26 protein-coding genes and 1 tRNA gene are annotated in these 25,513 nt (G+C 59.0%); 18 read left to right on the forward strand and 9 right to left on the reverse strand.

Annotated elements, in window-relative coordinates:
• Positions 1–22: 22 nt before the first annotated feature.
• The gene (gene deoC / locus CXQ93_RS03135) at positions 23–697 is read left to right on the forward strand and encodes a deoxyribose-phosphate aldolase (protein WP_218711836.1); all 675 of its coding nucleotides are present in this window, start codon (positions 23–25) and stop codon (positions 695–697) included.
• 121 nt (positions 698–818) lie between these two features.
• Here the strand turns inward: deoC and CXQ93_RS03140 are convergent, their stop codons facing one another.
• Positions 819–2,039 (reverse strand): multidrug effflux MFS transporter, encoded by a 1,221-nt coding sequence (locus CXQ93_RS03140; RefSeq protein ID WP_104108988.1) that lies wholly within the window; start codon positions 2,037–2,039, stop codon positions 819–821.
• A gap of 322 nt (positions 2,040–2,361) precedes the next feature.
• Here CXQ93_RS03140 and CXQ93_RS03145 point away from each other — a divergent pair, with 322 nt between their 5' ends.
• The 7 genes from CXQ93_RS03145 (at position 2,362) to CXQ93_RS03175 (ending at position 7,996) form a co-directional block, all read left to right on the forward strand.
• Positions 2,362–3,201, forward strand: coding sequence for a phage holin family protein (locus CXQ93_RS03145; RefSeq protein WP_258068552.1), 840 nt, complete (start codon positions 2,362–2,364; stop codon positions 3,199–3,201).
• Between the two features lie 90 nt (positions 3,202–3,291).
• Positions 3,292–3,942, forward strand: coding sequence for a CDP-alcohol phosphatidyltransferase family protein (locus tag CXQ93_RS03150; RefSeq protein ID WP_104109198.1), 651 nt, complete (start codon positions 3,292–3,294; stop codon positions 3,940–3,942).
• A complete protein-coding gene (locus CXQ93_RS03155; protein ID WP_104108990.1) occupies positions 3,939–4,826 on the forward strand; it encodes a DMT family transporter in 888 nt (295 codons plus the stop codon). Before CXQ93_RS03150 ends, CXQ93_RS03155 begins: the two co-directional genes overlap by 4 nt.
• A 57-nt stretch (positions 4,827–4,883) precedes the next feature.
• Entirely contained in the window at positions 4,884–6,089 is a 1,206-nt protein-coding gene (locus CXQ93_RS03160) for a glycosyltransferase (RefSeq protein WP_258068553.1), read from the forward strand.
• A 74-nt stretch (positions 6,090–6,163) separates the two neighbouring features.
• A tRNA-Ile gene (locus CXQ93_RS03165) sits at positions 6,164–6,237 on the forward strand.
• Positions 6,238–6,364: 127 nt separating this feature from the next.
• Positions 6,365–6,586 (forward strand): hypothetical protein, encoded by a 222-nt coding sequence (locus CXQ93_RS03170; RefSeq protein WP_104108992.1) that lies wholly within the window; start codon positions 6,365–6,367, stop codon positions 6,584–6,586.
• 219 nt (positions 6,587–6,805) lie between these two features.
• Positions 6,806–7,996: an acyl-CoA dehydrogenase family protein gene (locus tag CXQ93_RS03175; RefSeq protein ID WP_104108993.1), complete on the forward strand. Its 1,191-nt coding sequence runs from the start codon at positions 6,806–6,808 to the stop codon at positions 7,994–7,996.
• A 163-nt stretch (positions 7,997–8,159) separates the two neighbouring features.
• Here CXQ93_RS03175 and CXQ93_RS03180 read toward each other — a convergent pair whose 3' ends face one another.
• Complete coding sequence (locus CXQ93_RS03180; RefSeq protein ID WP_104108994.1) at positions 8,160–8,726, reverse strand: M23 family metallopeptidase; 567 nt, start codon at positions 8,724–8,726, stop codon at positions 8,160–8,162.
• Positions 8,727–9,071: 345 nt separating this feature from the next.
• Between CXQ93_RS03180 and rpsB the strand changes: the two genes are divergently transcribed.
• The 6 genes from rpsB to CXQ93_RS03210 all read left to right on the forward strand — a co-directional run bounded on the left by rpsB (position 9,072) and on the right by CXQ93_RS03210 (position 15,086).
• On the forward strand, positions 9,072–9,914 hold the full coding sequence (gene rpsB, locus CXQ93_RS03185; protein ID WP_104108995.1) for a 30S ribosomal protein S2: 843 nt from the start codon (positions 9,072–9,074) through the stop codon (positions 9,912–9,914).
• A 158-nt stretch (positions 9,915–10,072) separates the two neighbouring features.
• On the forward strand, positions 10,073–10,900 hold the full coding sequence (tsf, locus tag CXQ93_RS03190) for a translation elongation factor Ts (RefSeq protein WP_104108996.1): 828 nt from the start codon (positions 10,073–10,075) through the stop codon (positions 10,898–10,900).
• A gap of 259 nt (positions 10,901–11,159) precedes the next feature.
• A complete protein-coding gene (pyrH, locus tag CXQ93_RS03195) occupies positions 11,160–11,921 on the forward strand; it encodes a UMP kinase (protein WP_181036029.1) in 762 nt (253 codons plus the stop codon).
• A gap of 123 nt (positions 11,922–12,044) precedes the next feature.
• Complete coding sequence (frr, locus tag CXQ93_RS03200; RefSeq protein WP_104108997.1) at positions 12,045–12,602, forward strand: ribosome recycling factor; 558 nt, start codon at positions 12,045–12,047, stop codon at positions 12,600–12,602.
• Between the two features lie 137 nt (positions 12,603–12,739).
• On the forward strand, positions 12,740–14,422 hold the full coding sequence (locus CXQ93_RS21015; protein ID WP_258068554.1) for a phosphatidate cytidylyltransferase: 1,683 nt from the start codon (positions 12,740–12,742) through the stop codon (positions 14,420–14,422).
• A gap of 58 nt (positions 14,423–14,480) precedes the next feature.
• Complete coding sequence (locus CXQ93_RS03210; RefSeq protein ID WP_104108998.1) at positions 14,481–15,086, forward strand: DivIVA domain-containing protein; 606 nt, start codon at positions 14,481–14,483, stop codon at positions 15,084–15,086.
• Between the two features lie 17 nt (positions 15,087–15,103).
• Here CXQ93_RS03210 and CXQ93_RS03215 read toward each other — a convergent pair whose 3' ends face one another.
• The 4 genes from CXQ93_RS03215 to CXQ93_RS03230 form a co-directional block, all read right to left on the reverse strand.
• On the reverse strand, positions 15,104–16,603 hold the full coding sequence (locus tag CXQ93_RS03215; protein ID WP_104108999.1) for a cation acetate symporter: 1,500 nt from the start codon (positions 16,601–16,603) through the stop codon (positions 15,104–15,106).
• The gene (locus tag CXQ93_RS03220; protein WP_258068555.1) at positions 16,600–16,857 is read right to left on the reverse strand and encodes a hypothetical protein; all 258 of its coding nucleotides are present in this window, start codon (positions 16,855–16,857) and stop codon (positions 16,600–16,602) included. The genes CXQ93_RS03215 and CXQ93_RS03220 overlap by 4 nt, the downstream gene beginning before the upstream one ends.
• A gap of 131 nt (positions 16,858–16,988) precedes the next feature.
• Positions 16,989–17,717, reverse strand: a complete 729-nt coding sequence (locus CXQ93_RS03225; RefSeq protein WP_104109000.1) for a LytTR family DNA-binding domain-containing protein — start codon at positions 17,715–17,717, stop codon at positions 16,989–16,991.
• A 228-nt stretch (positions 17,718–17,945) separates the two neighbouring features.
• On the reverse strand, positions 17,946–19,163 hold the full coding sequence (locus CXQ93_RS03230) for a sensor histidine kinase (protein ID WP_374953385.1): 1,218 nt from the start codon (positions 19,161–19,163) through the stop codon (positions 17,946–17,948).
• 149 nt (positions 19,164–19,312) lie between these two features.
• Here CXQ93_RS03230 and CXQ93_RS03235 point away from each other — a divergent pair, with 149 nt between their 5' ends.
• Positions 19,313–19,681, forward strand: a complete 369-nt coding sequence (locus CXQ93_RS03235; protein ID WP_181036043.1) for a DUF485 domain-containing protein — start codon at positions 19,313–19,315, stop codon at positions 19,679–19,681.
• Between the two features lie 39 nt (positions 19,682–19,720).
• Positions 19,721–21,337 (forward strand): cation acetate symporter, encoded by a 1,617-nt coding sequence (locus CXQ93_RS03240; protein WP_218711868.1) that lies wholly within the window; start codon positions 19,721–19,723, stop codon positions 21,335–21,337.
• A gap of 104 nt (positions 21,338–21,441) precedes the next feature.
• Here the strand turns inward: CXQ93_RS03240 and CXQ93_RS03245 are convergent, their stop codons facing one another.
• The 3 genes from CXQ93_RS03245 to CXQ93_RS03255 form a co-directional block, all read right to left on the reverse strand.
• Positions 21,442–22,239 (reverse strand): hypothetical protein, encoded by a 798-nt coding sequence (locus CXQ93_RS03245; RefSeq protein ID WP_104109003.1) that lies wholly within the window; start codon positions 22,237–22,239, stop codon positions 21,442–21,444.
• Positions 22,240–22,241: 2 nt separating this feature from the next.
• Positions 22,242–22,649 (reverse strand): DUF4383 domain-containing protein, encoded by a 408-nt coding sequence (locus tag CXQ93_RS03250; RefSeq protein ID WP_104109004.1) that lies wholly within the window; start codon positions 22,647–22,649, stop codon positions 22,242–22,244.
• A 122-nt stretch (positions 22,650–22,771) separates the two neighbouring features.
• Complete coding sequence (locus CXQ93_RS03255; protein WP_104109203.1) at positions 22,772–23,242, reverse strand: Lrp/AsnC family transcriptional regulator; 471 nt, start codon at positions 23,240–23,242, stop codon at positions 22,772–22,774.
• Between the two features lie 151 nt (positions 23,243–23,393).
• On the opposite strand from CXQ93_RS03255, the gene pdhA reads away from it, so the two are divergent.
• Positions 23,394–24,506, forward strand: coding sequence for a pyruvate dehydrogenase (acetyl-transferring) E1 component subunit alpha (pdhA, locus tag CXQ93_RS03260; RefSeq protein WP_104109005.1), 1,113 nt, complete (start codon positions 23,394–23,396; stop codon positions 24,504–24,506).
• Positions 24,503–25,513 (forward strand): alpha-ketoacid dehydrogenase subunit beta, encoded by a 1,011-nt coding sequence (locus CXQ93_RS03265; RefSeq protein WP_104109006.1) that lies wholly within the window; start codon positions 24,503–24,505, stop codon positions 25,511–25,513. Before pdhA ends, CXQ93_RS03265 begins: the two co-directional genes overlap by 4 nt.

Consider the following 25,513-nt stretch of genomic DNA (forward strand, 5'->3'; position numbering starts at 1 on the left):
GACATAAACCAACTAGAGAAGGATGAACATAATGAAACTGACCCCGGAAATCTTGGCCCAAATGGTCGACCACACGTTTTTGCAGTCCACAGGGACTCAGGCCGAGGCCGAGTCAGCCGCAGCAGACGCTGCGCGCCTAGGCGCCTACTCCGTGTGTGTCTCGCCGTCCATGCTGCCATTGGCGACTTCCACGTCCAAGATCGCTGCGGTGTGTGGCTTTCCGTCTGGCAAGCACCACAGCCAGATCAAGGCAGCGGAAGCTCAATTGGCAGTGCAAAATGGCGCGGATGAGATTGACATGGTCATTGATGTAGGAGCGGCCTTGGCCGGAAACTTCGACGCTGTCCAAAGCGACATTGCGGCAGTTCGTGCAGCCGCCCCCGCACCTAGCGTCCTGAAAGTGATCTTGGAGACGGCAGCGCTCACTGATGAACAGATTGTTCGTTGCTGTGAGATTGCAGAGAGCTGCGGCGCTGATTTCGTCAAGACGTCCACGGGCTTCCATCCAGCCGGCGGCGCTAGCGTTCACGCCGTCGAGCTGATGGCCAAAACCGTGGGTGGGCGGCTAGGCGTCAAGGCATCGGGTGGTATTCGCGACTGGGCAACGGCCCAGGCCATGGTCGACGCCGGAGCCACGCGACTTGGGTTGTCTGGCACCGAGGCTGTCCTGAGCGGCAGTACTTCGGTGGGGTACTAATACCAAAATAGAGTTTTCGTTACTACCCGGGCCTCAAAATCTGCGCTAGTTGACCCGCACAGCCAAAGAAAAGAACCGCAGCCCCAACCTTGGTAGGGACTGCGGTTCTTGGCGTACGGGTTCAGATCGACGGGACCATCCGCGGACGCACAATGAACCACAGTGCAGCCATGGCCAGCAGAATGCTGCCACCCATGACAATCGCCATGGGGGTGGCCGTGGTGACGCCCATGAAACCAACCACTGGGGTGATGAGGCCGGCGAAGCCAAAAGTTGCGGCACCGAGCAGTGAAGCCGCAGTTCCGGCTTGCTTGCCATTGCGTGCCAAGCCCAAGACCTGGACGGAGGGGAACATGAACCCGGTGGCGCAGATGAAGAACCACAACGGCACAATAACGCCCCACAGGCCAAGGCCTAGTTGGTCGCAAATAATCATGGCAGCAGCGGCGGCTACCTGCGCCACTGTGGCCCACGCAATGACCCACTGCGGGCCAGTGTGGCGCATGATCCTCGAAGCGACTTGAACGCCAACCACCACTCCGATGGAGTTCACGGCAAAAAGATACCCGTATTGCTGTGGCGTGAAACCAAAGGTGTTTTGGAAAAGGAATGTTGACGCAGAGAGATACGTAAAGAGTGCCGCGAAGTTCAATCCGCCCACAAAGAGCGTGCCGACAAAGATTCTGTCGCTGAACACAGCCTTATAGCGGTCGGCGACACTCACGCCGTCGGACTTCCGCTTTTCAGGAGGCAGGGTCTCAATGATGAACACGGATGCTGCCACTACTACCAGAGCGCCGTACCCGGCCAAGAACCAGAAGATGCCTGGCCAGTCCATGATGCCCAAGAGTTGGGAGCCAACCACGGGCGCCAAGATGGGGGCCATGCCGTTGACCAAGGCCATGCGGGAAAGCATACGGACCAGCTGGTACCCGCCGAAGAGGTCCCGGACCATGGCCATTGCCACAACGCCGCCACCGGCGGCACCCACACCCTGCAGGACACGGAATACGCCCAGCATGGTGATATCAGTGGACATGGCGGCACCGATGGAGGCCAGCACATGCAGTGCTGTGGCCAGAATCAGTGGCATCCGGCGACCAAACTTGTCGCTGAAGGGTCCTACGACCAGCTGGCCAGCCGCGAAGCCGATGGTGGTTGCCGTCAGGGTCAGCTGAACAGCGGTGGCACTGACGGCGAACTCTTCGCCGATGATGGGAAATGCGGGGAGATACAGGTCAATCGTGAACGGGCCAAGAGCGGTGAGCAGTCCCAGTACGAGAATATAGATCAGCTTTTGGCGGCGGGATAAGGAATCGCCGGGGTGAACGGTGGTGGTCAAGTAAAGAATCCTCAAAAATGGGGGTGTTCGCGTTGCTTAGGTCTTGTGGTGAAAGAGTGCCACTTCCTGAATTATGTAGTGCCCCTGTGAAACGGTGCAACTAGGGTCCAATTCGCATCAGGGCCACTCCCATGTGAGCAACTCAATGGGAAGCTTTCCTATTCCGCAGCGGTGCCACGGCAGGAGGGGGCCCACTGCAGGGGCGATGGATGGTAATTTTGACATTAAGGTAGTGCCACCGCGGTGGAGGTGCTACAAAGAATTCGGGTTCGTGCCGGTGTCTGCACCGTCAACACGGACCCTCACTACGGAGGCGGTCTCAGTGACGGATGCTCACAAGGAGCTGCATATCGGGGCGGGCGAAAACCGAAGGGACAACGGTTCTGTGCTGCTTGATGCAGCCAAGACAGCAACACGGTTGCTGCCACGGCAAATCAACGATGAAATTGCATTAGCCAAGCTGGAGCTGGAACACAAAAAATCCAAGGTCAGCGGCGTGGCAATCTTTGCAGCCCTGGCCTTGGTATTTACTGTGTTACTAGTCATTGCCCTAGTAGTCGCCGCCATCGCTGGCCTGGCTACAGTGGTGCCGCTGTGGCTATCGGCACTAATTATTTGTGCAGCCCTGCTGGTGGTTGTGGGGATCAGCGGTCTCATTGGTTACAAGAAGTTCAAGTCCTTGCTGCCGCTGCTGCCCCAGCAGGCCTGGCGCGGGATTCGCCATGACATCGGCATAATTAAGGAAGGCCGGGACTTTGACCCGACCAGCCTGGACCGGGTTGAACTGACCAAGGAACAGAAGAAGGCGGCCGCCGCAGAAGCCGATGCTGCCGCAGCCAAGGCCAAGGCTGAACGGGCTGCCAAGGAAGCCGAGCATGGCCCCAAGGCCAACGAAAACGAACTCTTGGCACGCACTGCGGCACGTCGCGAACACTTATTGGGCTTGCGTGAAGACCTGGTGTCCGAGGCTGACGTGAAGAAGCAGGCCACGTATTTGATGGATTCCGCCAAAACGCGTGCACGGGAAACCATCAATCAGGCAGCCTCCGGTGCGGTAGGTCAGGCAGTGGAAACGGCTAAGGAACGGTGGAAGCCTTTGACGGTTCTGGCCGTGTCGGCCACGGTATGTGGGCTCTTGCTGCGAAAGTTGTTGAAGAAATAATCTGCACCCAAAATAAGGCGATTCAGGGGACCGGCACTTCCGGAGCTGCTCAGGCAGCCCGCTGTGACGGCTCTGGGGGAGGTGACCGAAATGGCTGAGCGTGCTGCCACGAACATTGACAAGTCCAATGCCATTGTCACGATTCCTAACATCATTACGGTGATCCGGTTCCTGGGCACGCCCTTGTTTGTGTGGTTGGTGCTGTCTAAGCAGGAGTACGGCTGGGGCGTCTTCGTCTTGGCCATGATGGGCTGTACCGACTGGATTGACGGTTACGTTGCCCGCAAGCTCAATCAAACGTCGCAGCTTGGCAGAATCATGGATCCGCTGGCGGATCGCGTGGCCCTCGTGGCGGTTACGATCACCTTGGTTCTGGCCGACATCCTGCCCTTGTGGCTCCTGCTGCTCTTGGTGATTCCCGACGTCGTGCTTCTGGCGGTAACGCTGTACTTCTTCCGCGGAGATGCTGATCTCAAGGTCACCATGTTGGGCAAGACCCGAACCGCCGCGCTGATGGTGGGCACGCCCATGTTGCTGCTGGCCAAGGCGTTGGATTCTGATTTCACGTTCGTGACGGCCTGGGTGATCCTTGTCGCAGGCATGGTCATGCATGTGATTGCGTTCACTCAATACATGGTGGTAGTTCTGGCCAAGCACCGAGACCTGCATATGCCTGCCGGGTCTGATCAGGCTGGGTCTGCTAAATCAGGCCGTGGTGCTCCACAGCGAGGCAAGCCATGATGTGGGTGGCGGTATTGTGCGCCGTGGCTGGGGCCTTCTTCCTGGCCTTCGGTGCACAACGCCAAGGCAGTGCAGTGAAGAACAATACTGGCGGACTGGCACTTGGTGGCTCCGGCTTCTTGCGCCTACTCACCAACCCGCGCTGGGTGTTGGGACTTGTCCTGCTGGGTGTTGGCATGGCTTTGAACGTGGTGGCCTTGACGCTCGGGACCTTGACAGTAGTGCAGCCTATCGGGGCGATCGCTCTGGTCATCACCACGATTGTAAATTCACGCGATGAGGGGATCAGGCTCAACCGCGCCACGGTGGTTTCCATCACAGCCTGTGTTGCCGGCAGTGCGCTGTTCGTCCTTCTGGCAGTCAACGCGGTCCGGGAAAGTACCCACGTGACGCCCTCTGAAGAACTGACGGTTGTGATGCTGCTGGCGGTGGTGGTCACCGTTTTTGGTGGCACTTTCATCATGTTCAAGCGCCGCCTGAAATCCTTTTTCTACATCGTTGGATCCGGCGTACTTTTTGGTTTTGTCGCCGTCTTGACGCGCATCATCTCCAAACAGATCTTTGATCCGAATGGCTTATTTCTCCTCAATGTGCAGTGGTATTCAGTGATTGCCATTGCAGCGGCTGGGGGACTGGGCAGTTGGTTTGTACAAAGCGCCTACTCCAACGGCCCGCCTGATTTGGTGATCGCCGGGTTGACTGTCATTGACCCGATTGTGGGTATTGCCATTGGAATTGCCATTTTGGGTGAGCTTCGCGACGATGTGCCCGCCGTGCTGGCGATTGCCATGGCTGGGGCCGCTATCCTTGCTATCGTTGGGGTCATAGCGTTGTCAAGACACCACCCGGATGTGGTGAAGCGGCGTCGAGCTGCAAAGAAATAGCAATGTAAACAAGGTCCAGCCCGTGGGCCAGTTATGAATCCACCAGGAGTTTTATCCGTGTCATCAACCACGAGTGATAGCGCCCAAAAGCCGCTAACCATTTTGATTGCGGCAGATACTTATCCGCCCCACATCAACGGGGCAGCACAGTTCTGCTTCCGCTTGGCGACAGGGATGAAGGCCCGTGGGCACAAGGTGCACGTGATGGCATGCCGCGCCGACAGTGGCCCCATGTTTAAGGAAGAGCGTTCCGAGGCAACCGTACACAGGCTCCGCTCGCGTTCGGTTCCCACTAACGAATACTTCCGAATTTGCCTGGGCTGGGAGATCAAGAAGGACATTGTGGCCCTCTTCGACGTCATCAAGCCTGATGTCGTGCATGTGCAAAGCCACTACATGATTGGCGGCCGCGTTGTATCCGAGGCGCAGCGCCGCGGCATCCGCATTGTGGCTACGAACCATTTTATGCCCGAGAACTTGAACCCGTTCCTGCCGTTCCCACAGTGGTTCAAGAACATCGTTGGCCGTGTCTCCTGGCGTGATATGGGCAAGGTCATGAGCAAGGCCGATGTCGTCACCACGCCCACGCCCCTTGCCGCAAAGGCCATGCATGAACATGCATTCCTGCGTAAGGTTTTGCCGCTTTCCAACGGCATTGATTCGGGAAACTACGAGCTGGCTGAGGGCGAAGTAGCTCCACGCAACCCGTATCCGACAGTCGCCTTCGTGGGCCGTCTGGCGCAAGAGAAGCATATTGATGTGCTTATAGACGCGATTTCCAAGACACCTGCTGACCTGAACCTGCACCTGGTGGTTGTGGGTGGCGGCGAGGTCAAGAACGCGCTCAAGGCCCAGGCCGAGAAGTTGGGGCTTACCTCACGGGTGAGCTTCACGGGTCTGATCAGCGATGAAGAATTGCGCGAGGTTTACCTCAAGGCAGATCTGTTCGTCATGCCGGGCACCGCAGAACTGCAGTCACTGGTCACGTTGGAAGCCATGAGTGCTTCGACTCCTGTGGTCCTGGCTAACGCCATGGCTCTGCCGCACTTGGTTGAAGATGGTGTCAACGGCTACTTGTTCAAGCCAAACGATAGTGATGACCTGAAGGAAAAGATCACCACCATCATGCGTCTGTCACCTGAGGACCGTGCTGCGATGGGTGCGGCGAGTCACTCAATGGTGGCCCGCCATGGGCTGACCAAGACTCTGGACACCTTCGAGGACATTTATCGTGGCGGAAGCTACGAGGATCATGCGGTTTAGCTCGTGATCCCCTAAGATCGTAGGAGTGCTTTTTCCTTCTACTGCAAAGTTGGCAAGGATGAGGTGCCCTGCATGGGGCCATAGCTCAGCTGGTTAGAGCGCGGGACTCATAATCCTAAGGTCCTCGGTTCAAGTCCGAGTGGCCCTACATGTAAAGTGCCCCTGAACTGCGGAAACGCAGTTCAGGGGCACTTTTGTTTTGGATGTTCAGGGGGTGAATCACGTCCGACAACTTGGCTTCCGCGAATGCCGTTCCACCGTGGTTGACTCATCGCATGACTATTCCAAAGACAAAAACTAAAGCCGCCAAGATGGCAGGTGATGCCATCATCGGTTGGGGAACCATTGCAGCAATTATTGGATTCGTTCTTGCATTCGCCACCGCTGGGAGTGGCAGCGGGCTGGCCGCAACTCTGACGCTCACCATTGGTGGACTCCTGATGGTCATCATCGGATACCTGAAACGCATATCGGAAGCCCTCAAAAACAGACCTTAACTGGATTGGTGCTTCCGCCGCAGGTCAAGATGCCCTTGGGGGATTCCAGGCCTGCGGCTTGACTATTTATAGTGATCGTTCGGGTAGGAGGCTCCGTAGCTACCTTGTCTTCGTGTTGCCTGCGCCACACCTCTTGCTGTAAGTTACTGGTGAGTAACATATTTGGCTTTCGGCCGAACAGCTGATGGTTTAACAAAGAGTACAAGCGAAGGAATTTCCGTGCCCAAGGCTGCAGTAGATATTAACAACCTCCCCTATGCTGATGGCGACTTCTATGGATTTGAGCAGATGCTCTCCGAGAAAGAGCGCGCGCGTCTGCAGGAAATCCGCGATTTCCTAGCCAAGGAAGTCAAGCCGATTGCCACGGATTGCTGGAACCGTGGCGAATTCCCGATGGAGATCATCCCCAAGCTGGCCGAGCTGGACATCATGAGCCCTGTCCACCGCCAGGGCTACTCGAACCTCTTCGCTGGACTTGCCCACGCGGAATTCACGCGCGCCGACGCCTCCATTGCCACGTTCATGGGTGTCCATGACGGGTTGTTCACCGGCTCCATTGAAGCGCTGGCATCCGAAGAGCAGAAGGCCGCGTGGCTACCGGATATTTACTCTCTGAAGAAGATTGGTGCGTTCGGACTGACTGAACCTCTTGGTGGCTCCGATGTAGCTGGTGGAACCCGAACCACCGCTGTGCGAGACGGCGATAACTGGATCCTCAACGGCGCCAAGCGCTGGATCGGCAATGCCACGTTCTCCGACTGGGTAGTTATTTACGCTCGCGACGTCGCGGATAACCAGGTCAAGGCCTTCATGGTGGACACCACGCTCAAGGGCTACAGCGCTACCAAGATTGAAAACAAGACTGCATTGCGTACCGTCCAGAACGCCGACATTGTGCTGGAGAACGTAGTGGTCCCGCACAGTCACAAGCTGGCCGGTGGCAACAGCTTCCGTGACACCAACAAGGTTCTGAAGGTCACTCGCCTCGCTGTCGCGTGGCAGGCTGTGGGACAGCAGATGGCAGCCTTCGATGTCACCCGCCGCTATGCCATCGAACGCGAACAGTTTGGCCGACCCATCGCTTCCTTCCAGATGGTGCAGGATCAGCTGGTCAAAATGCTGGGCAACACGGTTGCTTCCACCAGCATGATGGTCAGGCTGTCACAGCTGGAAGATCTTGGTCTGGCAAAGGACGAACAGTCTGCACTGGCCAAGGCGTTCACCACGGCCAGGATGCGCGAGACGGTAGCCATGGGACGCAGCCTCTTCGGTGGCAACGGCATAGTCACGGACTACGAAATTGCCAAGATTTTCGCAGACTCCGAGGCCATCTACTCCTACGAAGGCACCTACGAGATCAACACCCTCGTTGCAGGACGCGCCATCACGGGAATCTCCGCCATCGTCTAGTCCCGCAACAACGCTTATGCGAGAATCCCAAGACGAGTCTGGCGCCAGTGCACAACTGGCGCCAGACTCGTCTGCAATCCAGCGCATAGGGAACCGCGTCGCTTGAGGCGCTTAGGAAGTTCGCGTTCACGGGCAGTCCGGAGAACGTCAGTCCATGGATCATTCAGTCCACCAGCGACAGCAGCACCGATGGGCGCAGATCGAGGATGAACTGCAGGGGATTGAGGTAGTCATCCCCATCCCGCACGCCCCAGTGCAGACACGAGGGCGTCGCGGAACCGTCGCAATGCGTTGGCCCCTTCACCGTGCCAATCTGCTGCCCTCGAACCACCGTGTCGCCGGCTTTGAGCGGTGAAAGCACTGGCTCGAAGCTCAGCCGCAAACCATTGTCCACGGCGATGGTCAAGACTGCTCTATTTACGACGACGCCGGAGAAGGCCACCACCCCGGATGTTGGCGCCAGCGCGGCGGCGCCCTGAGGAGCGGCCAAATCCACTCCCCGGTGCCCACTGAGCCAGGTCTCCTCCGGTGGGTCAAAAGCACGCGTCACCGCGGGTTTGCCCGCCAGTGGCCACCCCCAGGCGAGGGAAGCTGGGAGTGGAGCGGCCGACGTCGTACGTGAAATAGTTGCGGCAGAAACCGCGGGGGAGACCAGAGCGGATCCAGGCGAAAAGATCAGGCCTAGCAGTGCTGAGAGAAGCAGTGAAAGCCGGCCGAAAGTGATGTTCATCCATTTAGCCTGATCCCACAGTGGGGTAATCGCGAGAGGACAGCTGCCAAATGTGGGCAGTGGGCCGCAAAGTACAGGCTGTGGGGGACTGAGCTTGGTACGTCAGCGCGGGCCCACTGTAGTAACATTGACAGAGCAGTGTGCTATTTGTGCGCTGACTACGCGCACCCCACCCTGATGAGCATCCTAAGAGTGATCTTGGATCCTGCTGATGGATTGTGCCCATACGGTCCACCTCACGGTGGTTCATGGAATGCACGATGGGTGCCAGGAGCAAGGAACCAGTTCGGGAAACCGCTGGAACCAAGGCTAAATAACCGTAAATTATCAAAAAGGAGCGTCGGCATGCCCGTCGTAACAATGCGCCAGCTGCTTGACAGCGGCGTCCACTTTGGACACCAGACCCGTCGTTGGAACCCGAAGATGAAGCGATTCATCCTGACGGAGCGCAACGGCATCTACATCATCGACCTGCAGCAGTCACTGTCTTTCATTGACCGCGCATACGAGTTCACGAAGTCCACCGTTGCACACGGCGGAACCGTACTCTTCGTCGGTACCAAGAAGCAGGCTCAGGAAGCCATCGCAGAGCAGGCCACTCGTGTTGGCATGCCTTACGTAAACCAGCGCTGGTTGGGCGGTATGCTCACCAACTTCCAGACGGTTTCCAAGCGTATTGCTCGCATGAAGGAACTCGAAGAGATCAACTTCGAAGATGTTGCTTCCTCGGGTCACACCAAGAAGGAGCTCTTGCTCCTCAAGCGTGAACTCACCAAGCTGCAGACTAACCTCGGTGGTATCCGCAACCTGACCAAGGCACCGTCCGTGCTCTGGGTTGTTGACACCCCGAAGGAACACCTCGCCATCGACGAGGCTCACAAGCTGAAGATCCCCGTTGTTGCCATCTTGGACACCAACTGCAACCCTGACGAAGTTGATTTCCCGATCCCGGGTAACGACGACGCCATCCGCTCCGTTGCACTGTTGACCCGCGTCATCGCCGATGCTGTTGCAGAAGGCCTGATCGCCCGTAACAACAAGGCAACCGGCAACACCGAAGCACCGGCTGAGCCGTTGGCTGAGTGGGAGCGCGAACTCCTCGAGGCACCCGCCGCTGAAGCTGCTGTTGAAGCACCGGCCGCTGAAGCTGCTGTTGAGGCTCCCGCCGAAGCTGCAACCGAGAAGTAAGAATCTTTTCCCGGTAGCCCTGATGGATTCATCCATCTAAGTTGCCACCCAAGGAATCAGACGCTGGCAGGATCGCACCGCTCACAAGGCACAGCGGTCCTGCCAGAACTGGCCTACTGCTTATTTACATACTTAAACATTTACACTGAGGGGTTCACATGGCGAACTACACCGCCGCTGATATTAAGGCTCTGCGCGAGCGCACGGGCGCAGGCATGATGGACGTCAAGAAGGCTCTCGACGAGGCCAACGGCGACGCCGACAAGGCCATGGAGCTCATCCGCATCAAGGGCCTCAAGGGTGCCACCAAGCGCGAAGGCCGTTCAACTGCTGAAGGCCTCGTTGCCGCAGCTGTTGAAGGTGGCGTTGGTGTCATGGTTGAGGTCGCTTGCGAAACTGACTTCGTTGCCAAGGCTGCTCCCTTCATCGAATTTGCCAACACGGTTCTGGCCACGGCTGTCGCCTCCGGTGCAGCCGATGTTGAGACCCTGCTGGCTGTTGACGTTGATGGCAAGCCCATGTCTGAGGCTGTCATTGCAGCCGGCGCACTGTTGGGCGAAAAGGTTGCCATCCGCCGCCTGGCCCGCATTGAGGGTGCAACTGTTGACGCTTACCTGCACAAGACTTCCAAGGACCTCCCGGCCCAGGTTGGCGTGCTGTTCGCTATTGACGGTGACAACCAGGAAGTCGCTCACGACGTAGCCGTGCACATTGCTGCAATGTCCCCGACATTCCTGACCCGCGACGAAGTTGCTGCTGACGTCGTCGAAAGCGAACGCCGCATCGCTGCAGAAACCGCACAGGCAGAAGGCAAGCCTGAAGCTGCTATGACGAAGATCGTTGAAGGCCGCTTGACCGGCTTCTTCAAGGAAATCGTTCTGGTTGACCAGCCCTTCGCTAAGGATTCCAAGAAGAGCGTTGCCGCTGTTCTGTCCGAAGCTGGCGTCAAGCCTGTTGCCTTCGCACGCTTCCGCGTCGGAGCATAATTACACAATTGTGAACCGCACCCTTTAGTGCGATAACAAGGATGTGACGAAGAAGGGGTGGCCGCAAACTGCGGTTGCCCCTTCTTTGCGCCCAAGCATCGGATATGATCTTAGACGCACCTCCTGCGCCGGTACCGCCCGGCGTGGCGCGATTGCAGCCTGCATCAAGCATCAAGCATCAAGCACAATGGCACGTAGCAGTTGGTATCGAGAGCACCCCAACACCAGCAGCCAAATATCTGTACCCACGGAAGGCACTATGACCACGAATATTTCGCAGACAGAGCAGAGTAGCGCAGCACCTACAGCGGGAGTCACCAAACGCCGTCGTGTGTTGCTGAAGCTCTCCGGCGAGGTCTTTGGCGCAGGCAAGCTCGGCGTTGATCCCGATACCATCCGCGGCATTGCCAAGCAGATCGCCAGCACCGTCGGCCAGGTCGAGGTGGCCATTGTTGTAGGTGGCGGCAACTTCTTCCGCGGCGCCGAACTCTCCGCTTCCGGTATGGACCGCTCCCGCGCGGACTACATGGGCATGCTTGGCACCGTCATGAACTGCCTGGCTCTGCAGGACTTCCTCGAGCAGGCAGGCGTGGACACCCGTGTCCAGAGCGCCATCACCATGGGCCAGGTTGCCGAAGCCTACATCCCGCGGCGTGCCATCCGTCACATGGAAAAGGGCCGTGTTGTCATCTTCGGCGCTGGCGCCGGTCTGCCGTACTTCTCCACCGACACCGTGGCTGCCCAGCGTGCGCTGGAAGTCCACGCTGACGAGGTCCTCATGGCCAAGAATGGTGTTGACGGCGTCTACACCGCTGACCCTAAAAAGGACCCCACCGCCGTCAAGCTGGACAGCCTCAGCTACGACGAGGCTATGGCCCGTGACATCCGCGTCATGGACCAGACAGCGTTCAGCCTGTGCAAGGACAACAACGTGAACATGCTGGTCTTTGGCATGGAAGGCGAAGGCAATGTAGCCCGCGCCATCCTCGGTGAAGAACTGGGTACCCGGGTCACCCCGTAAATATCCGGCAGACCTACCGACTGGCGGGGCGCTGCGGCGCGCCCGTCACGGTAGGATGGTTTCAGAATTGCCGTGGGCATGTGCCGCGGAAAGTAGTAGAGACACTTATTGAGGGAGAGACGCGTGATCGAAGATACCTTGCTCGAAGCCGAAGAGAAGATGGACAAGGCCGTTGAGGTAGCCAAGGAAGAATTCTCCGCGGTTCGCACCGGCCGGGCCAACCCTGCCATGTTCCACAAGGTCATGGTTGAGTACTACGGTTCACCAACCCCCTTGCAGCAGCTCGCCTCCTTCGCTGTTCCGGAGGCTCGCACCTTGCTCATCACGCCGTTCGACAAGACGGCCATGCATGACATTGAGCGTGCCCTGAGCTCCTCTGAAGTGGGTGCGAACCCGTCCAATGACGGTAACGTCATCCGCATCATGATGCCGGAACTGACCCAGGAACGCCGCAAGGAATACGTCAAGATTGTGCGCACCAAGGGTGAGGACGCCAAGATTTCCGTCCGCAACGTCCGCCGCAAGGCCAAGGAGCAGCTGGACAAGCTGGTCAAGGATGGCGACGCTGGCGAAGATGATGGCAATCGTGCCGAGAAGGAATTGGACGCGCTGACCAAGTCTCACACGGAGAACATCGATGAGTTGCTCAAGCGCAAGGAAGTCGAGCTTCTCGAGGTCTAATGAAGGACCCAAAGCGCACGCCGGCCGGTTCCGACAAGGAGCCGGCCGCGTCAAATCCGGACGTCGAGCTGGTTCCGTCGCCAGCCGACTATCAATTTCCTTCTCGGAAAGCACGCCGTCAAGCTGAACTGACTGGCATGATTCCCATCATCGTGCCCAAAAAGAGCGTGCCTGAGTCTTCTGTGCCCTTGGCCCCTGTGGCAGCGGTGCAGGAATCAACTGATTCAAAGGCTCCCGTTTCCGAGGACGCTACGGCGCGCCCTAAGAAGAGCAAAGGCCCCAAGAAGAACGACGGCGGCACTCGCCAAGGTGCCGCTGGCACCGACAGCGTCGATGCCACAGGCGCCGAGACTTCCGAGACCGGGGCCTCAGACTCGGAGACAGCAGCGGCTCAAACTGTGGATGCTGGTGAGCCCAACACTGACAGCGCCAGCACCAATGTCTCAGCCACCGAGCAATCCACCGTTGACTCATCTGAGAAGGCTGAGAAGGCTGAGAAGTCTGAAATATCTCAGACATCTGAGAAATCTGAGACGCCAAAGAAGCCCAAGCAGGCACAACCCGCTACGCCATCCACAACGCAAGAGCAGGAAGAAGCGGCAGTAGCCGCAATTTCCCAGGCCAGCAAGGATAGCGACACGGACACTGTCTCCGGCAACGGTGCAGACAACGGCACAGATGACGGCGCGCCCAGTGCCGCTCATGACGGAACAGCAACTGCCACGGAGACCAGCACGGTTGAGTCCGTGGTGGAGAAGGGTGCTGTCCAGGATATTGTTCTGGACGATGACACTCCTGCTGGCCTCGCCGAAGCAGCGGCGCCTGAAGAGCTTGTGCCTGCTATGGCAGGTGCCGCACCGGGTCCGGTCTCCGCATTCCAGGTGACGGGCCTTCCCGTCATCCCTGTTCCGGGGGCCCCCATCGCGGGAATGCCTGCTGGTGCCACAGCCCTGAAGCTGCCACGAACCCCCAAGGCTGGACGGGACCTTCCAGCGGCCATCACCGTTGGTATTCTCTTGCTGGTGGTAGTCCTTGGTCCGATGCTTTTCTTCCCCGTTGCTTTTGTAGTTGTAGCCACAGTATTTGCGTGTCTTGGTGTCTGGGAAGTTACTCGAGCAATTGCCGGGCGAGGGATCAAGGCTCCCTTGACACCTGTCATGGTAGGAGCCTTGGCCATGCCAGCGTCGGCTTATTTTGCCGGCTCTGAGGGGCTGCTATTCGCTCTCGTTGCCAGCGCTGGTGCCACTGTTTTGTGGCGTTCTTTGGATCCGGAGCCGGGTGCCGTCAAGAGCATCCTGTCCGGTGTTTTCTCCTTGATGTGGATACCGTTCCTGCTGAGCTTTGTTTTCTTGATGCTGCGCGGGGAAGACGGCCCAACGGTAGGATTGACGCTGGATCTGGCCCACGTGAACCCAGGCGTGGTTCAGGTGATCATCATGCTTCTGCTGGTGGTTGCCAACGATACCTTTGGTTACTTGGTGGGTGTGTTGTTTGGAAAACATCCCATGGCACCAAAAATTAGTCCGAAAAAATCCTGGGAAGGATTTGCCGGGTCGCTGGGTGGAGCTACCTTGGTAGCCATTCCCGCAACCGTGTTTCTTCTGGACCAGCACTGGTGGGTGGGCTTGGCCCTGGCCATCGGCATGGTCTTTGCCGGAACTGGAGGAGACTTCGCCGAGTCTATGGTGAAGCGCGAACTCGGCGTCAAGGACATGAGCAACCTCCTGCCCGGCCATGGGGGAGTTATGGACCGGCTGGACTCCATCTTGTTTGCTGCTCCCGTGGCTTACGCGATCTTTACTGTTTTAGGCCAGTTCTAAGGCTAGGACCCTGTGCCATGCAGCGTGAGTTGCACCTCTGACGAGAAAAATTCAAGGAATGACTGTGACTGTGGAAGAAACAACCCGGACCAACTCCAAGTTCAAACTGGTGGGTCCCAAGGACGTTGGCTACAACGTCAAGCAAGTGGACGTGTTCTTGGAGCGCGCCCGCGCATACTTCCTGAACACGGATACTCATGGGAAGGCCATCACCAGCCGCGACGTGCGAACAGCCTCCTTTGATCCCGCCCGCGGCGGCTACAGTGCTCAGGCCGTTGACGCCGCCATGGACCGGATCGAAGATGAGTTTGTGCTGCGTGAAAAGGAACTGCTGATCGCAGACCAGGGCGAGAAAGCCTGGATGATGAAGATTGGCAAGACAGCGTCAGTGTTGCGCGCCCGCTTGCACCGTCCCGACGGAGAGCGTTTCCGTCGCCCGTCCAAGCGCAACGCACAAAGCTACAGTGTTGAAGACGTGGATCTGCTGTGCCGCGAACTTCTTGTCTACATTGAAGACAACGGCGAGCTCAGCGTTGATGTTGTGCGCCGTGCAGTGTTTGCCCCCGCACATGGTGGCGAGGGCTACGAGGAGAGCCAGGTCGACGCATTCCTCGATCGCGTAGTGGAGCTTATGGCGTCGATTGACCCGGTGCCCGGAAAATAGCAATGGCTCAACGCCGTTCAGCTGGCCTGTGATCTGGGATTCTCCTGTGCCAGAGGCCGCTCTGGCACATGTAGTTTTGTCATAAACCGTGAGAGCGATGCGCTGCGCCGGTGCTTGGTCGCCTTCGAGACCACAATAGTGACTATAAAGGCGGCCGGCACTGTCCATGCAGCGGGCTGCGTCAGGACATCGCGCCACGGGGAGTCCATGCCCATCCGTGAGCCTGCCAGGATGGCGGCACCGCATAGCACCGCCCCCGTGAGCATTCCGGCAACCGCACCGGCATCTGTCAGTCCGCGCCACCATATCCCCAGCAACAGTAGGGGGCAGATGGTTGAAGCCGTGAAAGCAAAGACAAGGCCCACACTGCCCGCCAGGGCCAGCGAATCGGTCATCATGGCAAAACCGAAAGGCACCACGGCGGCCAGGACGGCTGCCAGTCTGAAACCCCTCACGCTTCCGCCCAGTAGGTCCTGACTGATGACACCTGCCAGTGAGACCACCAAACCCGAGGTTGTAGACAGGAATGCGGCGAAGGCGCCGGCAACCACAAGGGCCGAGAGTAAGTCTCCGCCCAGGCCACCAATCAGCGCGCCCGGCAGCAAAAGCACCGTTGCGTCGGGAGAGCCACCTTCTGCAAGTGAAGGCAGGAACACCCTTCCCAACACTCCGTAGATGGTGGGGAAGATGTAAAAAATCGAGAGTAACCCCAGAACTATCAGGGTGGTGCGGCGGGCGGCTGCGCCGTCGGGGTTGGTATAGAACCGCACCAGCACATGAGGCAGGCCGAGCGTGCCAAAGAGCAGCGCGATCAGCAAGGAAAGAGTTCGATACGTCGAGCCGCCGTCGATTGCTTCAGGTGGCGGGAACAGCTCGGTGCCGGCCGGGATGATGGGGCCGCTGCCACCGCCACTGAGCGTCAACAGGATGAAAATGATTGGGACCGCCAAAGCAGTGAGCTTGAGCCAGTACTGGAAGGCCTGTACAAACGTGATGGACCGCATGCCGCCCGTGACCACCGTCAAAACCACCACCAACACCACAGCCCCCGCGCCCACCCACGACGGCAGGCCTGTGGTGGTGCGAATGGTGAGAGCGGCCCCGTGCAATTGCGGGACTATGTAAAACCAGCCCACTATGACGACCAGAATGCTGGTGACATACCGGGCGGTGCTGGATTCAAGCCTGGCCTCGGCGAAATCGGGGATGGTGTACGCCCCGGAGCGGCGCAGAGGTGCTGCCACAAAGAACAGCAGCATCAGGTAGCCGGCGGTGTAGCCGATGGGGAACCACAAGGCATCGATTCCAGAGATGACGATCAAGCCAGCGATGCCCAGAAAGCTTGCCGCTGAAAGGTACTCCCCGCCAATGGCTGATGCGTTCCACCAGGGTTTGACGGTCCGTGAGGCTACGTAGAAGTCGCTGGTGGTGCGGGAGACTCGAAGTCCGTAAAAGCCAATGACAGCTGTGACCACAGAGACCACTATCAGTGCCGCATACCCAATGGCCGGGTTCACTTTTCCTCCACCAAGTCCCGGTACTGATCTTCATTCTTCGTGGCAGCCCTGACATACAGCCAGGCACAAATGCCGATGATGGGATACGCGCCTACCCCGAGCAATAGCCATGGCGCGGGGACGCCCAGAATTCGCCAATCGGTGAAAAGTGGAACCCAGCGCACCAAGGCCCAGCACACCAGGAGTGAGGCCATGAAACCGGCGGTGACCACCAACCCCAGCCGCAATTGGGAACGGATCAAGGACTGTACCATGACCTCTCCCACGGCGGTTTGTTCAGCAACTTCTTGTGAAACGCTGGTTTCGGCGAAGACGTGCCGGGCCTGTGTTCGCGGCGCTGCCACCCTGACGCGACCCCGGGCCGGGGGGCGGCTGGGGCCGATGTTCACGGCGCCGGCCGCACGCGGGTGGCCTGCAAATGTTCGCGCAGCACTGGCACGTGCCTGCGGCTGACCGGCAGGACCGCGTTGCCCACAGACACTGTTGGTTTGGCAGCGCTGAGCTTCAACGCGGTAACAAACGCCATGCACACCAGATACGACCGGTGAATGCGGACAAAACCAGAGTCAGCCCAGCGTAATTCCAAATCGGTCAACGGGACACGGATAAGGTAGCTGGCCTCGGCGGTGTGCAACCGGGCGTAGTCACCCTGAGCCTGAACAAACTTCACCTCGTCGAGCCTGATGATCCGGCTGATACCACCTTGATCCACGGTGATCATCTCCACGTCTTCGGCAGCCACTGAGGGGTGGGCCACCAGCTCCACCACTCGGTCCACTGTGCGGGTCAACCGTTCGGTCCGCAGCGGCTTGAGGAGGTAATCAACGGCGGCCAGTTCGAAGGCTTCCAGGGCCCGGTCGTCGTCGGCCGTGACAAACACGACGACGGGCGGGTTGCTTCCCCGGCCAATCACCTCTGCCAACTCCAACCCTGACAGCCCGGGCATGTGAATGTCCAGGAACACCGCGTCAACTCTATGTACTGCCAGCAGCGCCAATGCTGCGGCACCGCTCATGGCCCGGTGGATGGTGCCTACCCTCGGGTCGCGACCCAAAAGAAACGCCAACTCTTCCACAGCGGGCAACTCGTCGTCGGCGACCAGGACATTAATCATGGGGCTAAGCCTAACGGCCGCGGGGCCCCAAACGTGGGCCCACGCCCGCTAGGGGCCCGCGGCGAGCTTGCGAGCGGTGGGGGCGGGTGGGGAGAAGCGAGTTTAGGGGAGGGCGTAAGGCGCTAACCTCCGAGGGGCCCGACGCGAGCCCGGGAGCGGTGGGAGGGCGTAAGGCGCTAACCTCCGAGGGGCCCGCCTGAGCGACGCGAGCCCGGGAGCGGTCAAGCCTTAGGCATCATTGCCTGGTTGGTTCTTCGGTACGGTCATGGTGATGAGCATGCCGTGACCAACGCCGGTGTCGATGGTGAGTCCGTGGTCATCCCCGTAGACCTGGCGCAGGCGCGAGTCCACATTCCGCAGTCCTACGTGCGTCCCGTCGTGGCGCCCCGCCAAAACGAGCCGCAGTTGCTCGGGGTCCATCCCCACGCCGTCGTCCTCGATAGTGACCTCGGTGTAGGCGCCCAGATCCCTGGCACTGATCTGTACCAAGCCCTTGCCCACCTTGGCCTCGAGCCCATGCCGGACCGCGTTCTCCACGAGCGGCTGCAGGCTCAGGAACGGGATGACCGTGCTCAGGACCTCGGGGGCAATCTGCAAGCTGACCTGGAGCCGGTCACCGAACCGGGCATTCTCCAGCAGCAGGTACCTGTCAATGCAACGGAGCTCTTCAGCCAGCGTAGTGAAGTCCCCGTGACGGCGGAACGAGTAACGGGTAAAGTCGGCGAACTCCACCACCAGGTCCCTTGCTCGCTGCGGATCGGTGTTGATAAAGGAGGCGATGGCGTTGAGCGAGTTGTAGATGAAATGCGGGCTGATTTGGGCTCGAAGAGCACGTACTTCCGCTTCCGCCAGCAACGTACGCGAGGCACTCAGCTCAACCAATTCCAGCTGAGCTGAGACCCAAGCCGCCACCTCATTCGTGGCGCGTACAAGACCCGCAGTGGGTGACTTTGACAGGATCATGACGCACCCTACGGCCCGGGAATCAACCTTGAGCGGACAAATGACGGCCGCCTTCAGGTCACTATCCGGCGCCAGACCAAGGGCTTTGCGCAGCGGCTGGTCCAGGTTAGCCACCTGAGTTCTGCCATTGCTGAGCGCTCTCGCCACAATGCCCATGACGACGTCGGACTCGGGTTGCCGGGCCGCGGCACCGGTGCCATCCCACGCGAGGAGAGCGGCGTCATCGGTCATGGCAAATGCTGCACAATTGAGCAGCGTTCGCAGCTGCTTGCTCGCCTTCAGAGCGCCCGCAGGCTCAAGTCCGTCTCGTAACTGTTCGCCGGCTGCGGCAGCTGAATGGAGCGCAGCAAAAGTGGCGTGCTCAGCCTCGGTGCCAAGTTCCCGGTGCGAACTTGAGAGCCGGAAGCCCACAGCTGCCACCACGGCGGCGGCAGCCACCACGACAGCGATGGCTGTAATGAGCAAGAGGGTGGATTCGCTCAGCAGGGGAGTGGGCATGCTGTAAAGAATAGCGGCCAAGTCACCGTTCGGCGCACCGACAATGCCATTCACCGCGGCAAGGCCCAAAGTGCTCATGAATGTGACCTGCAGCACTCCATAGTAAAGGGGATCGCATCACTCAAGGAGGAATGATGGGTAATTCAGCCCACGCAAGCAAGAAGAATCCCGTGGACTTCATCGCTGAACAGAACTCGGAAGAGTTCAAGGCGCTCAAGAAGTCCCATAGGAATTTTGTCTTCCCCGTAGCCATTGGCTTTTTAGTTTGGTACTTCGCCTACGTTCTACTGGCCGCCTACGCCCATGACTTCATGTCCATCAAGGTTTGGGGCAACTTCAATATTGGCCTGATCATGGGCCTGTTGCAGTTCGTCACCACCTTTGGCATCACCACTTGGTATGTCACGTACGCCAACCGCAAGCTCGATCCGCAAGCTGCAGTCATTCGCACCCGGCTGGAAAAGCAGATCGATGATGCCGGCATGACTAAGGAAGAGGTTTAGCTCATGAGCCTGTCTTCAACACTTTCCGCCGCAGCGCCGATGGCAAAAACGCTCAGTGAGCAAACCAAGGAAAACTCCTGGATCAACATTTTGATCTTCGTTGCTTTCGTTGCCATCACCATGATTGTCGTGTTCCGGGCCAGCCGCAACAACAAGACAGCGGCAGACTACTACGCCGCTGGTCGGTCCTTCTCCGGCGGTCAGAACGGCACCGCCATTGCCGGTGATTACCTCTCCGCTGCATCCTTCTTGGGCATTACAGGAGCCATCGCCGTCAACGGTTACGACGGCTTCCTCTACTCCATTGGCTTCCTTGTGGCCTGGCTGGTGGCACTGCTGCTAGTTGCTGAACTGTTGCGCAACACGGGCAAGTTCACCATGGCAGATGTCCTCTCCTTCCGCCTGAAGCAACGCCCCGTCCGCATTGCTGCAGCGACCACCACACTGGTGGTGTGCTTCTTCTACCTGCTGGCCCAGATGGCCGGTGCTGGTGGCCTTGTTTCGCTGCTGCTCGGTTTGGACAACTCCAACAAGGCAGGTCAGAACATTGTCATCGCTGTAGTCGGCGTCCTGATGATCGTGTACGTACTCATCGGCGGCATGAAGGGCACCACCTGGGTTCAGATCATCAAGGCCTTCCTGCTGATCATTGGTGCTGGCATCATGACCATCATTGTGCTGGCCATGCACGGCTTCAACCTCTCCACCCTCATGGATGCCGCAGTGCAGACCTCCATCAATGAAGGCGGCGTTGGCGAGGCACTGCTGAACCCGGGCGCCCAGTACGGCAAGGCCCCGCTTGACTTTGTTTCACTGGCGCTGGCATTGGTGCTCGGTACCGCGGCTCTGCCGCACGTGCTGATGCGCTTCTACACTGTCCCCACTGCCAAGGAGGCTCGCAAGTCTGTTGTTTGGGCCATCTGGCTCATCGGCGGGTTCTACGTCTTCACCCTGGTTCTGGGTTATGGCGCTGGTGCACTCATCGGCAAGGAAGCAATCCTGTCCGCTCCCGGCGGCGTCAATGCTGCGGCTCCGCTATTGGCATTCGTTATTGGCGGTCCGATCCTGCTTGGTTTCATCTCCGCCGTTGCTTTCGCCACGATCCTTGCAGTGGTGGCCGGGTTGACCATCACGGCAGCAGCATCCTTCGCTCACGATATCTACTCCAACGTTATCGTCAAGGGTGATCCCAAGCCGGAGATGGAGGTCAAGGTAGCCCGACGCACTGTCATTGTGATTGGCTTGGTCGCCATTGGCGGCGGCATCTTGGCCAACGGTCAGAACATTGCGTTCCTGGTAGCGCTGGCCTTCGCCATTGCTGCCTCTGCCAACCTGCCTACCATCATTTACTCGCTGTTCTGGAAGAAGTTCACCACGCAGGGTGCCCTGTGGAGCATGTACGGCGGTCTGGCCTCGGCCATCCTGCTGATCGCATTCTCCCCGGTGGTTTCCGGCAACGAGAAGGCCATGATCCCCGGCGCCGACTTCTCCTGGTTCCCGCTGGCCAACCCCGGTATCATCTCCATCCCGCTCGCCTTCTTCCTGGGCTGGTTGGGCACTGTGTTGGATAAGAACTCCGAGGATCCGCGCATACAGGCTGAGATGGACGTCCGTTCACTCACCGGCGTTGGAGCCGAGAAGGCCTCCGACCACTAAAAGGTCTAGTACGCGTCAAGGCCCCGTTTACCGTCATAATTACGACGGCGGACGGGGCCTTTTGCGTTCCGGTGCGGCATTGGCGGCGGGTTGGATGGGTTCATTTAGTGGTGGTGACCCTGGTCCTTCAACCGTTGGATATTCTCGGGTACCACGTTGTTGTCATGGTCGCTGTGGCCCGAATCGCTGTGCCCCGAATCGCTGTGGCCTGAGTGGGGCACGGCAAGCTCACCTGCCGTTGATGCGGCCATGCCAACAGTGGTAAGTGCCGCAACGAACAGCGATGTAGCAAAAAGCGTTCCCACCACGGCAGCCGCTGATCGTGGCTTGGTTGTCGCTGCCGCCGCACCCTCCGCCGAAGCAGCATTACCTGGAGAGTTTCCTTGGATGCCGCTCCTGCGCAGAGGCGCATTGCGTTGCCAGCCCAATACTGCTGTTGCCGAGAGTTCCAGAGCCAGCATCGTGGCAAGCGTTGCGTCAAAGGTCCGCTCCGCAGCGGGCATCCGCCACAGTCCCATCAGCAGGCCGATGAGATGGACGCCCGCGGCGAGTGACAAGACAAGAAGCACAATGTCAGCCCTGAGGAGCTTTCCGTGTCGCAATGCCCAAAGACCATAGCCAAGGGCCGCCAGCCCATAGATGGCCGAGAAAACGCCGAGTACCCCCAGCACGATGGTGCCGCTACCGCCTGAGGAGGATACGCCGTCGGAAGTTCCGTTGAGTCCGGGTAGCAAACTTGACGCCGCCGCACTCGAAAGGGCAGCGATTCCCAGCAGAGCCACGCACGTGAACAGCCATGCCGGTTCATTGGCGGAAGCCTCAGTGCTCCGTTGCTGCACCGTGGCGGCTGCTCTTCGCTCATGCCCGGCGGTGTGCCCAGCGGTATTCTCGGCGGTTTTCATGGTTAGGCAGTCGCGGTGGAGGAGGTGACGCGATCCTGTGAGAGGCCTACCGCGAGCAGCACGATGGCGCTTCCCAGGTGGAGCACGTTGTCGGCGCCGTTGAGGGCGATGATGTTCAAGGCCGTGCCAGGCAGGAACAGCCCGACTATTCCAACCAGCAAGTACACCGAACCCACGGTGGAGTTCATGGTCTTGGCAGCCTTGGTCGAGGCCAGCCCGGCGAACAGAAGGGCGGCGCCAATGGCCAAGTGAATCACGTTGTGCAGCGGATTGACCTCAAAAACAATCAAATTCCGGCCTTCGGTGGCAAAGAATCCGATGCCGCTGGTGACGAAGAATCCAAGGATTCCAACCAAAAGATAAACGGCGCCAAAGACGGTGGCTAGCAGCCTGTTCGGTGAAGTGCGCATGATGAATACTCCTTTTTCGTAGACGAAGCGTGATGACGATTCGTCTGGTCCTGATACGGGCTCATGATGAACCTGTGCCAGTAATTCGGAGCAGCGACTGGCGTGGATTGGGAGGGCGTGGACTATTTTTTCAGATCCCGCTCCAGCAGTGGGGTCATGCGGAAGGGGACTAGTTCCTGCATGGCCAGTGAGGTCTCGGTCCGTTCCACACCGTCACAGGCCAGGATCTTTCCGTTGATGCGGAACAGATCCTCGGCTCCCGTAGACACCACCCGTATCAGGAGATCCGCGCGGCCACTGAGACCGTGGGCTTCAACTACCTCCGGGATCGCTGCCAGTGAGGTCGCCAGAGCGCTCAGTTTCTGCTGTTGGACATGGATCGAAATGAACGCGGATAGCGGGTAGCCCAAAGTGCTCGCGTTGATGCGGTGGTCAAACGGTAAGAATGCGTGGCGCTTCTCCAGCGACACCATGCGGGCTTGGACCGTGTTGCGTGAGAGTCCCAAGTGTGCGGCCATGGCAACCACGGTTTGACGTGGATCCTGTATCAGCGCCAGCAAGATCCGGGCGTCTGTTCCATCAAGTTCATTAATATGAGGCATAGTGCGCAGATTAGCACGGTTGGACAAGTGCGCGCTGGGCACTATGCTCAATTATTTTCTTGGTTATTGCACCAGATGTAGCACGTGAGTAGGGTCACACTCATAGGGATTTATCCGGTCAGCACGCAAGGAGGCGAGCGCCATGAATGATTCGCGCCATGGGACCACGGTCCCTGCAGGCATGCATATGCACCACCTCATTACGGCTACGGGGGAACGCACCAGCGATGAGCTGTTGGATGAGTTTGTCAGCGATGTTGACCATGTAACTCTGCGTGGCTTGTACCGGGACATGCTGGTCATTCGTCGCATCGACTTTGAAGCCACGGCTCTCCAACGTCAAGGACAGCTTGCCCTGTGGCCCCCGTTGTTGGGGCAGGAGGCAGCTCAGATTGGTTCCGTCCGCGCACTTGATCCGGAAGATTTCATCTTCCCCACCTACCGGGAAAACGGAGTCGCCTATATCCGCGGCGCCAACCTTGCCGGCATCATGAGCACCTGGCGTGGCAGCGCCAATACCGGCTGGGACCCGCACGAATTCAACATGGCCACCCCGCAAATCATCATCGGAGCCCAGACACTGCACGCTACGGGGTATGCCATGGGAATTGCCATGGAAGGCAAGGAATCCCTGTCCATTGCCTACTTGGGAGATGGCGCCACGAGCCAGGGTGACGTTCATGAATCCCTGGTTTTCGCTGCCAGCTTCCAGGCGCCGGTGATTTTCTTCTGCCAAAACAACCACTGGGCCATCTCCGAGCCTGTGGGCCTGCAATCGCACCTGCCACTGGCCAGCCGTGCCTCCGGCTACGGCATACCCAGCCTGCAAGTGGACGGCAACGATGTCCTGGCCGTTCTGGCCGCCACCCGTTGGGCCGCCCGCCGCGCCCGCACCGGCGGTGGCCCCAGTTTTATCGAGGCTGTCACCTACAGGATGGGCCCGCACACCACCGCCGATGACCCCACCCGATACCGCGGCGTCACCGAGTTGGAGGAATGGGCCGCCAAGGACCCGCTCACGCGCCTGCGAAGCTACCTCTTTAACGCTGGAATGCTCGACGCCGAAACTGAGGCTGCGATCGCAGCGGAGGCTGACGCTGTGGCCGCCGAGCTACGGGACGGCTGCATCAACCTTCCTGACCCGGAAGCACTGAGCGCCTTTGAAAACGTTTATGTTGACCCTCATCCCGTGCTTGATCGCCAACGCGAGGAGTACCGGCGGTACCTAAGCTCTTTCGAAGGGAGCGCATCATGAGCAAGCTGAGCCTGACACAGGCCATCAATGCCGGACTTCGCAAGGCTATGGAAGACGATCCCAAGGTGGTTCTTTTAGGGGAAGACATTGGCACCTTGGGAGGAGTCTTCCGTGTCACTGACGGATTGATGAAGGACTTTGGCTCTCACCGCGTCATCGATACTCCGCTGGCAGAATCAGCCATCATTGGCACCGCCGTGGGCCTGGCCTACCGAGGCTTCAGGCCCGTCTGCGAGATCCAGTTTGACGGATTCATTTACCCAGGATTCGATCAGATTGTCTCCCAAGTGGCCAAGCTACACATGCGCACCCATGGTCAAGTGCGGATGCCACTGACCATCCGTGTACCGTTTGGCGGCGGCATTGGCTCCCCGGAGCACCACTCGGAATCACCAGAGGCCTATTTTGTGCACACGTCGGGGCTGCGCGTCATCAGCCCCTCCAGCCCCCAGGACGCTTACACCATGCTGCGCCAGGCCATCGCCAGCGATGACCCCGTTCTCTACTTTGAGCCCAAGCGCCGCTACCACACCAAGGGTGAGGTGGATCTGGCTGCGCCGCTATCTGCCGCTCCCGAGATGGGGTCCGCGCGCGTAGTCTGCGCCGGAACCGATGTCACCCTAGTTGCTTACGGCCCACTGGTGAAGACGGCCATGGACGCTGCCAGTGCTGCGGCCGATGAAGGCATCTCGATCGAAGTCATCGATCTACGTTCGCTCTCACCCCTTGACTATCCAACGCTGATCGAATCCGTGCGGCGGACAGGACGGCTGGTCATTGCTCATGAGGCTGGCAAAACCATGGGACTCGGGGCTGAAATTACCGCGACAGTCACGGAGCGGTGCTTCAACTACCTAGAAAGCGCACCGGTGCGAGTCACCGGATTTGATATCCCGTATCCGCCGTCCAAGCTGGAAAAGCACCACCTCCCGGACCTTGACCGGATACTCGACGGCGTTGACCGCGCCTTGGGACGCACCAACTCACAGACTGGCATGGAGGACTAA

Origin of the sequence: Arthrobacter sp. N199823 (assembly GCF_002929705.1) — a bacterium.
Taxonomy (GTDB): domain Bacteria; phylum Actinomycetota; class Actinomycetes; order Actinomycetales; family Micrococcaceae; genus Specibacter.